Annotated in this window: 6 protein-coding genes and 1 pseudogene; 6 read left to right on the top strand and 1 reads right to left on the bottom strand. The window is 67.8% G+C overall.

The window, feature by feature from the left end; all coding sequences use genetic code 11:
* The 6 genes and pseudogenes from BG60_RS33655 to BG60_RS33635 all read left to right on the top strand — a co-directional run.
* Positions 1–1,026: pseudogene (locus BG60_RS33655) on the top strand (filamentous hemagglutinin N-terminal domain-containing protein); the annotation flags it as partial.
* Positions 999–2,765 (top strand): ShlB/FhaC/HecB family hemolysin secretion/activation protein, encoded by a 1,767-nt coding sequence (locus tag BG60_RS33650; RefSeq protein ID WP_241484925.1) that lies wholly within the window; start codon positions 999–1,001, stop codon positions 2,763–2,765. The pseudogene BG60_RS33655 and the gene BG60_RS33650, both read left to right, overlap by 28 nt.
* Before the next feature lie 8 nt (positions 2,766–2,773).
* Complete coding sequence (locus BG60_RS33645) at positions 2,774–3,421, top strand: FecR family protein (protein ID WP_034474212.1); 648 nt, start codon at positions 2,774–2,776, stop codon at positions 3,419–3,421.
* A gap of 10 nt (positions 3,422–3,431) precedes the next feature.
* A complete protein-coding gene (locus BG60_RS38895) occupies positions 3,432–3,578 on the top strand; it encodes a hypothetical protein (RefSeq protein WP_160172931.1) in 147 nt (48 codons plus the stop codon).
* On the top strand, positions 3,575–5,803 hold the full coding sequence (locus tag BG60_RS33640; protein WP_034474208.1) for a CHASE2 domain-containing protein: 2,229 nt from the start codon (positions 3,575–3,577) through the stop codon (positions 5,801–5,803). The genes BG60_RS38895 and BG60_RS33640 overlap by 4 nt, the downstream gene beginning before the upstream one ends.
* 6 nt (positions 5,804–5,809) lie before the next feature.
* The gene (locus tag BG60_RS33635; protein WP_034474206.1) at positions 5,810–6,595 is read left to right on the top strand and encodes a 3',5'-cyclic-nucleotide phosphodiesterase; all 786 of its coding nucleotides are present in this window, start codon (positions 5,810–5,812) and stop codon (positions 6,593–6,595) included.
* Between the two features lie 3 nt (positions 6,596–6,598).
* Here the strand turns inward: BG60_RS33635 and tehA are convergent, their stop codons facing one another.
* Entirely contained in the window at positions 6,599–7,633 is a 1,035-nt protein-coding gene (gene tehA / locus BG60_RS33630; RefSeq protein ID WP_034474204.1) for a dicarboxylate transporter/tellurite-resistance protein TehA, read from the bottom strand.
* Positions 7,634–7,651 lie beyond the last annotated feature (18 nt).

Here is a 7,651-nt window from a genome sequence, read left to right as displayed (position 1 = left end):
GCCGGCACCGCGACACAACAGGCGCCCATCCAGGCGGCCAATGTCGCCCTGCAAGGCGGCGCGGGCGCGTACCGGCTGACGAACGCGGGCAATCGCATCGGCACGCTGGCGGCGAACGCCGGTTCCGTCGACATCGCCGATAGCGCGCCGCTCACGATCGGCCGCGTCGCGGGTTTGTCGGGCGTTTCGGCGAGCGGCGCGGTCACGCTCACGGCGCCCGCGCTCACGCTCGCCGCCCCCATTGCGAGCCGCGCGAGCGGCACGGCGATCACGCTCGCCGCGACGACCTTCGTGAACCGCGCGGGAGCGAACGCGCTTTCCGCGCCGAACGGCCGCTGGCTCGTCTACTCCGACGCGCCCGAGGCCGACGCCTTCGGCGGACTGCAAAGCGGCAATCTCGCGCTCTGGGGCGATGCCTACACCGGCGGCGCCGATGCGCGCGCGGCATCGGCATCGGGCAACCGGTTCGCGTTCAATGCGCGGCAGCAGGTCACGTTGACGGCGATCAACATCGACGTGCCGTTCGAGACGCCGCGCACGCTCGGTCCGAACGACGTGACGATCGCGCTGCGCTACAACGGCGCGAACTACGGCAACGCATTCGCCGACAGCCCGGCGAACCACGAGCCGTTCGTCTTCACGGTGACGAGCACCGGCGCGACGCCGGGCGCGGCGATCGGCACGTACGCGATCACGGTCACGGCGACGGGCGGCCCGACCGGCTACACGATCACGACGCAAGGCGGCACGCTGCGCATCGCGGGCACGCCGCCGCCTGCGCCGCCGTCCGTCCCCGTACAGCCGGTGATGCCGCAAGAACCGGAAACGCCCGTCACGACCGTCGCGGCGCTGCCCGGCATTCTCGATTCCGTGCGTACCGACGCGGCCAATCCCGCGCCGCTCTACAACGCGACGCCGGGCCGTCAGCCGGAGTCCGCGCCGCTCGTGCAGCAGCGCACCGATTCGACGAGCGACGGCAGCCGTCTGCCGGACGACGCATGGCCCGGTCACGTATGCCGCATGTGAGGCCCAGGCGCGTGCGACGCTTCGGGCCCCGCGAACGACGCCACAGCGTCGCGTCGCGCCGGCTCGCCGTGCTCATCGCGACGCTCGTCGCGGCGACGGCGCGCGACATGCGCGAAACGCACGCCCAGACGCTGCCGAACGCGGGCAGCATCCTGCGCGAACAGCAGCAGCAAGCGCCCGCGCCCGTCCCGCCTTCCGATCTGCGTCTGAACGTGACGCCCGCGCCCGAACCGCCGCCCGTCTCCGGCGAAACAGGAGGCATCCGCTTCGAAGTGAAAGGTTTCGCGTTCACCGGCAACACGCTTTTCCCGACGGCGGAACTGCTCGACGCCGTGCGGCCGTTCATCGGTGCGGGGCGTTCGCTCGACGATCTCGAAAGCGCCGCCGATCGCGTGAGCGCGTTCTATCGGCGGCACGGCTATCTGGTCGCGCGCGCCTTTGTGCCGCCGCAGCAGATCGATGACGGCATCGTGCGTATCGCGGTGAGCGAGGGACGTTACGGTCGCATCGACATCGACAACCAGTCGCGCACGCGCGACCCCGTCATCGCGCGATTTTTCGGCGCGCTCAAACCGGGCGACGTGATCGACGAGCGCGCCCTCACCCGCGCCACGTTGCTCGCGCAGGACGCGGCCGGCACGACGGGCGCGAACGCGACGATCTCGCCGGGCCTTCTTCCCGGCACCTCCGACATGACGCTCGCCGTGCCGACCGCGCGGCCCGTCTCCGGCAGCGTGCAGGCCGACAACTACGGCCAGACGACGACCGGCACCGCGCGTCTCATCGGCGCGCTGCAATGGAACAATCCGCTCGGCATCGGCGATCAGTTGGGCGCGCGGCTGCTCGGCTCGATCACCGGGCAGTTCTACGGCAACATCGGCTACACGGTGCCGGTCGGCGGCAGCGGGTTCGCGTGGGGCGTCGGCTACACGCGCTCGACGTATTCGGTCGGCGGTCAGTTCGACGAACTCGACGCCTACGGCAGCGCCAATGCCTTCTCGACGTTCCTGAGCTACGCGCTGCTGCGCTCGCCGTCGGCGAACGTATTCGCGACGCTCGGCTACGACCACAAGCTGCTGTCGGATCATCTCGGCGCGTTCGATTCCGTCAGCGACAAGACGAGCGATGTCGGCCGGCTCGGGCTCTCGGGCAATCTGACGCTCGAAAAGAGCATCACGACGTTCGACACGGCTATCCAGCAAGGCAACCTGCGCTATAAGACGCCGCAGCCGGAACAGATCGCCGCGCAGATCGCCGGTGCGTTCACGAAGTTCGTGTTCGCCGTGACGCACACGCAGGTGATCGGCGATCAGGCCAACGGCACGCAGCTCTACCTTTCGCTCAACGGCCAGGCGACTTCGCGCAATCTCGATTCGTCCGAGCAGATCTCGCTCGGCGGCCCGTATGCCGTGCGCGCCTATGCGACCGGCGACGCGCCCGTCGACGAAGCGTATATCGCGACCATCGAACTACGGCAGACGATCAGGCAATCGCTCGTGCCGGTGCTCGTGACGCTATCGGGCTTCATCGATACCGCCGACGGGAAGATCGTCGCGCATCCGGTCGCGCCGGGCAGCGATCACGTCCGGCTTTCCGGGCTGGGCGTCGGCGCGACGTTCGCCGCGCCGCACGACTTTCTGCTGTCGATGTCGTACGCGCACACGCTCGGCTACGTGCCTTCGACGCTCGGCACCGGACACGCGAACCGCTTCTGGATCGCGCTCACGAAGTCCTTCTGAGACCGAACATGACGCGCGCCCGACACCTTCTTCTCTTCCTCTTCCTGGCGATGACCGCGCGCGCGGCGTGCGCCGAAGCGGTCGCGACGATCACCGCGCTCGTCGGCAATGTCGCGATTCAATCGGCGGGCGGCGCGCAACGCGTGGCGGCGGTCGGCGGCGACATCGACAACGGCGACACCGTGCAGACCGGCGTCGGCTCTGAAATCGTGATGATCTTCACCGACAAGCAGCGCGTGTATCTGAAGCCCGGCTCGGTGTTTCGCGTCGACGATTTTCATTACGCGGCGAACGCGCCGCAGGAAGACCGCAGCTTTCTGTCGCTCGTGAAAGGCGGATTGCGCGCGCTCGACGGGCTCGTCGCGAAGGAAGGCAAGCCGGAGAACTATCGCGTGAAGACGCCGACGTCGACCATCGGCATACGCGGCACCGAATATTCCGTCACCGATTGCGCGAATCTCGAACCGGGCGCGAACGCGGATTGCAAGGGCGATCAGATCGTCGTCTACGATGGTCAGATCGTCGTCATCAATCAGGTCGACAGGCAGATCGTGCGCGCGGGCGAAGGCGTGATCGTCGTGAGTCCGCGGCTGCCGTTCGGCGTGCTGCCGGCATCGCGCGTGACGCCGGTGGTGCCGTCGGCGGCGTGCCGTTAGCGAGCCCACGATGAGCGAAAACACGAGCCGCGATACGGACGTCATGCGCGCAGCGCAGTTGCACGCGGCGCTCATGTCTTTCGGCGTCGATGCGCACGCGCGCGTGCTGGCGGCGCGGCTCGTCGTCGCGAACGGACAGATCCGGGCCGCGCAATGAGGGTGCGAGAACCGCTCGCGTTCACGTTCAAACGCTCGGGCGCGCGCTGGGCGCTCGGGCTCGCGATCGTCGTCGCGCTCGCGGGACATGCGCTGTCGCGCTATGACATCCGCTTCATCGATTCGCTCGACGCGATGATCTACGACGCGAAAGTGCGTCTCTTCATGCCGCGCACGACGGACGCGCGCATCGCGATTCTCGATATCGACGAGAAAAGCCTCGCCGAACTGGGCCGCTGGCCGTGGGATCGCGCGCGCATGGCGGCGCTCGTCGATACGCTGTTTTCGCGCGAGCGCATCGCGGTGCTCGGCTTCGACATGGTGTTCGCGGAAGCCGACGCGAGTTCGGGCCTTGCCGTGCTCGACGAACTCGCGCGCGGCCCGCTCGCCGAGGACGCCGCGTACCGCAAGACGCTCGATGCGCTTGCTCCGCGCCTCGATTACGACCGCCGTTTCGCCGATGCCCTTGCCGGTCATCCCGTCGTGCTCGGCTTTTACTTTTCGAATCGCGATGCATCGAGCGGCGCGATTCCATCGCCCTTGATGAGCGCGCGCGCGTTCGGCACGCATCCGCTCATGCTCTTCGACTGGACGAGCTACGGCGGCAATCTGCCCGCGCTGCAACAGGCGGCGAAGCGCGCCGGATACTTCAATCCCGTGATCGATTTCGACGGCTCCGTGCGCCGCGTGCCGCTCATCGCGGCCTATCGCGACGGCGTGTACGGCGCGCTGTCGCTCGACGTGATCCGCGCGCTGTTCGGCGACGCCGCGGTGACGCCGGTCTTCGACGACGCAACCGATCCCGCCGCGCCGCTCGCGGGACTCGCGCTCACGACGCCGCGCGGCACGCGCACGATTCCTGTCGATGAAAACGGCGCGGCGCTCGTGCCCTATCGCGGCCCGACCGGCAGCTTCCCGTATTACTCCATCGCCGACGTGCTCGGAGAGCGCATTCCCGCCAACGCGCTCGCGGGCAAGATCGCGCTCGTCGGCACGACGGCGCCGGGCCTGATGGATCAGCGCACGACGCCCGTCGGCGAGGTTTATCCGGGCGTCGAGGTGAACGCGAATCTGATCGGCGGCATGCTCGACGATACGATCCGCTTCGAACCCCCGTTCGCGTCGGCGTTGCAGGCGTCGATGCTTGCGCTCATCGGACTCGCGATGATCTTCCTCTGGCCGTGGCACATGCCCGCGCGCGCGACGATCTTCACCGCGATGTTGCTCGCGCTCGTCGTCGCGGCGGATCTCTTCGCGTTCGCGCGGCTTCGCTGGTCGATTCCTGTGGCGTCGCCGCTGCTCGCCGCGCTCGCGCTCTACGTGCTCAACATGTCGTACGGCTACTTCGTCGAGGCGCGCGCGAAACGCCATTTCACCGCGCTGTTCGGGCAATACGTGCCGCCCGAGCTCGTCGAGGAAATGAGCCGTCATCCGGAGGACTACAGCATGGCCGGGCGGCGCGCCGAGTTGACCGTGCTGTTCTGCGACGTGCTCGGCTTCACGGCCATCGCGGAGACGCTGGAGCCGGAAGCGCTCGCGCGTCTGATGAACGAGTATCTCGGCACGATGACCGAAGTGATCCGCGCGCATCGCGGCACGCTCGACAAGTACATCGGCGATGCGATCATGGGTTTCTGGGGTGCGCCCGTCGACGATCCGGATCACGCGCGCAACGCCGTCGCGGCGGCGCTCGGCATGCGCGCGGCGCTCGTCGAGCTGAACCGCACGCTCACGGCGCGCGGCTGGCCGACGCTGTGGATCGGCATCGGCATCAATACGGGGCCGATGACCGTCGGCGACATGGGCTCGCACGTGCGCCGCGCCTACACCGTGATGGGCGATGCCGTGAATGTCGCGGCGCGGCTCGAAGGCCTCACGCGGCGCTTCGATATCGACATCATCGTGGGCGAAGCGACGCGCGAACGGGTGACGGATATCGCGTTCCGCGAGATCGATCGCGTGCGCGTGAAAGGACGCGTCGCGCCGATTGCGGTGTTCGAGCCGCAGCCCGCGCACGAACACGGCGATGCGCTCACGCGCTGGCACGCGGCGCTCGCGCACTATCGCGCGCGCGAGTGGGACGAAGCGCAAACGCTACTCGCGACGCTCGCGGCGCAGTATCCTGAGCGACAGGTGTACGCGATGTATCGCAGGCGCATCGATGCGCTGCGCGGCATTGCGTTGCCCGAGGACTGGGATTGCGTAAGCGAATTCGACACGAAATGAATCATCATGAACGTTCGGGTACTCGGCTGTAGCGGCGCGATCAGGCGCGGCGGCGACGATGCGGGCGATCGCGGCGGCACGACGGCGCTGCTCGTCGACGGCGACATCATGATCGATGCCGGCACGGGCGTCGCCGTGCTCACCGACGACGAACTCGCGCGTATCGATCATGTGTTTCTCACGCACTCGCATCTGGATCACATTGCGTATCTGCCGCTCATGATCGATGCCGTAGGCGACGCGCGCGATAGGCCGCTCGTCGTTCACGCGAGCCGCGCGACGCTCGACATACTTCAGGCGCACATCTTCAACAATCTGATCTGGCCGGACTTCACGCGCATTCCTTCGCCCGATGCGCCGGGCGTGCGCTTCGAAGCGCTGGAGGTCGGCGAATGCTTCATGCTGAACGGGCGCACCGTGACGGCATTGCCCGCGCGGCATACGGTGCCGTCGATGGGGCTGGCGGTGTCGAACGCAACGGCGTGCATCGCGTTCAGCGGCGATACGACGAGCAATCCCGAGTTCTGGGCCGCCGTGTGCGCGTTGCCGGGACTGCGCCATGTGATCGTCGAGACCGCGTATCCGGATGCGCAGATCGCGTTGGCGCGTGCGGCGCATCACTATTGCCCGAAGCTCATCGCCGATGATCTGCGTGGCCGCGCGATGAAAGCCGAATTGCTGATTTCGCATCTGAAACCGCCGCACGGCGCGCAGATTCTGGAAGAACTGCGCGCCGCGTTGCCCGATGTGTCGCTGCGTGCGTTGCGCGCGGGCGAAGTGCTGACGTTGTGATGTTCAACGCGAACCCGCTGCCGCACGACGCTCGATGCTGATCGGCGTGACGTTCGCCGGCGCCGATGTAACCGCGGCCGGCAGCAACTCGCCTCGCACGATCGCCCGCACCGTTCCCGCGATCATGAGACCGATCACCACGTTGGCCACGACGAACGCAGCCGGTGCGATCCACGTCATCGGGCCGGTGGCGCCGCGTTCGAGCATGCGAATAGCCATCGTCGGCAATGCTGCGGCACCGAAGCTGAAGGCCCAGTACGAAGGCGTGAACGCGCGTTGGCGAATCCAGGGCACGAGGCGCGCGAGCATCAGCGCCTGATAGAGACCGTAGCCGAGCAGCATGTATGCGAACGTATCGGGTACGCCGTGCGTGATCGCGAGATACGACACGCCTCCGACGACCGGCGGCGCAAGCTGGATGCCGAGCGTAGGGCGCAATGCTTCGGGCAGCGGTTCATGCACGGCGGCGCGATGCAGCATGATCGATTCGATCGCGAGCCACGAGAACACGCCCGCGCCGAACAGCAACATGCCGATTTGCGTGAAACCGAGCCCGGCCGCCGCCGTCGCCGCGACGAAGCTGGGCGCGACCGTCGGAAGGTAGATGGCGGGCGTCGTCAGCTCGGGCTTGCGGCCGCCCTGCCAGAACCGGCCATGCAGATACGCGCCGAGCGCGAGCGAACTCGCGACGCCGATCGCGAAGAGCGCGATCGCGAGCGGCCGCGAATAAGGCTGCACGGCTTGTGCGACGAGCATCGCCGATACCGGCACGAGCGCCGCGAACGAAGACTGCACCGGATGACGCATTTCCGCGATGGCCGCATCGCGCTGGACGAGCCACTTGCGCCCGTATGCGACGAGCACCGCGATCCAGACGACGAGCGCGCCCGCCGTCAGCCATGCGGGCACCGCATCGGGAATCGCCCACACGCGAGCCGCCGCGCGCCATGCGCCCGCGAGCGCGAGCCCGCCGACCGCGATGCCGAAGAACGCAGCCGGCATCGGCGCGCGATTGTTCGTACCATTGTTGCTGTTCATTGCCCTTCTCCTTGATTT

Source organism: Caballeronia zhejiangensis (assembly GCF_000698575.1).
Lineage (GTDB): Bacteria > Pseudomonadota > Gammaproteobacteria > Burkholderiales > Burkholderiaceae > Caballeronia > Caballeronia zhejiangensis.
This window is presented reverse-complemented; position numbering and strand designations above follow the sequence as displayed.